Origin of the sequence: Floridaenema aerugineum BLCC-F46 (genome assembly GCF_041929345.1) — a bacterium.
In the GTDB taxonomy this organism is placed as follows: Bacteria; Cyanobacteriota; Cyanobacteriia; order Cyanobacteriales; family Aerosakkonemataceae; genus Floridanema; species Floridanema aerugineum.
In genome coordinates, this window is the sequence record NZ_JBHFNQ010000240.1 from 1 (window position 1) to 1309 (window position 1309).

The 1309-nt window shown below is 36.1% G+C and carries 1 protein-coding gene; it reads right to left on the reverse strand.

Annotated elements, in window-relative coordinates; genetic code table 11:
- Positions 1–291 precede the first annotated feature (291 nt).
- Complete coding sequence (locus tag ACE1CC_RS33100) at positions 292–1215, reverse strand: DMT family transporter (protein WP_413274691.1); 924 nt, start codon at positions 1213–1215, stop codon at positions 292–294.
- Between the last annotated feature and the right edge of the window lie 94 nt (positions 1216–1309).

A 1309-nucleotide genomic window follows, 5' to 3' on the forward strand; every position in this document is an offset into this window, starting at 1 on the left:
AATTTAGATTAAGTAGGGTGCGTCAGAACCTTAAGATTATCATTCGTTGTCTAAAATTATGCTATCTGACACACCCTACAACTTTTCAATTTAGATTAAGTAGGGTGCGTCAGAACCTTAAGATTATCATTCGTTGCTTAAAATTATGCTATCTGACGCACCCTACAACTATTGTCTTTTTCTGGCTTCAGTAAATTCTCTTAATTTTTACCATGTAGAGACGTTGTATACAACGTCTCTACATAAGGTTGTCTAAAAGTCTCTACATTTTCTTTTCAATTCAGCCATAAATTAATGTTTTTTCCCTAAAGCAATAGTCAGGGAACCAACTACTACTAAAATAGATCCGAAAACTCCTAAAATTGTCAGGTTATTTGTCACAATCGAACTTGGAAATAACGAAGCTACCATCCAAACAGATATTAAAGTAACAATGGGAGTAGCAGATAATACAGCACTGACTCGTGATGCTTCCCAATGTTCCAAAGATTCAGCGAAAGCACCGTAAGCAATAACTGTATTCAACCCACAAAAAATTAGCATAGCCAACTGCAAAGGAGTTAAGTTAAGTATAGCTTGGGGATGAGCAAAAGGAGCAAATAACATCGCACAAATGCCATAAATTAATAACATGACATTGCCAGAAGTTAATTGTTGCAAAAGTTGCTTTTGTGCTAACCCGTAAACTGCCCAAACTATAGCAGCTATAATGATTAAAAATGAACCAAATAAATATGTTCCTTGAGCAGTAATCAAAGTTTTTAATTGTTCATTAAAAAACAGGGCAAATCCTAACGTTAATACTCCTAAACCTGTCCACTGTATCAGGGTATAACGTTCTTTAAAAATGTAAATTCCTCCTAATCCCATTAACACGGGAGCAAGTTGAATTAAAACTTGGGCATTTGCGGGAGTTGTGTAGGCTAAACCCAATAAATAAAGGATATAATTAAGGGCTAAAAATATGCTCGCAACTCCTAACAAAGTTAAGGGAAGAGAACGTAATTTTTCTCCAGAAGGTAGTTGTTTTCTGGTAGCTAAATACACACCCAGTAACCCAAAAGACATTAAAAATCTAAACCAAGTAACGGTGTAGGGATCTAATCCTTGAAGTGTTACTTTAAGGGCTATTGGTAGAATGCCCCATAACAAGACTGTTAACAGTGATAGCGCTAAACCTAAACGCCATTTTCCCGAACTTTGATGCAGTAACATGAGGCGACATTAACTCAATTTATTTACTTAGAAATGGGTACGTTGTTGCGCTTTAGCGCTCTTATTATCATGGGTAAGAGCGCTAAAGCGCAAC

Bases quoted from the DNA above. Each gene is read 5' to 3' on its own strand.
- ACE1CC_RS33100 (WP_413274691.1), bottom strand. From the start codon at position 1,215: ATGTTACTGCATCAAAGTTCGGGAAAATGGCGTTTAGGTTTAGCGCTA.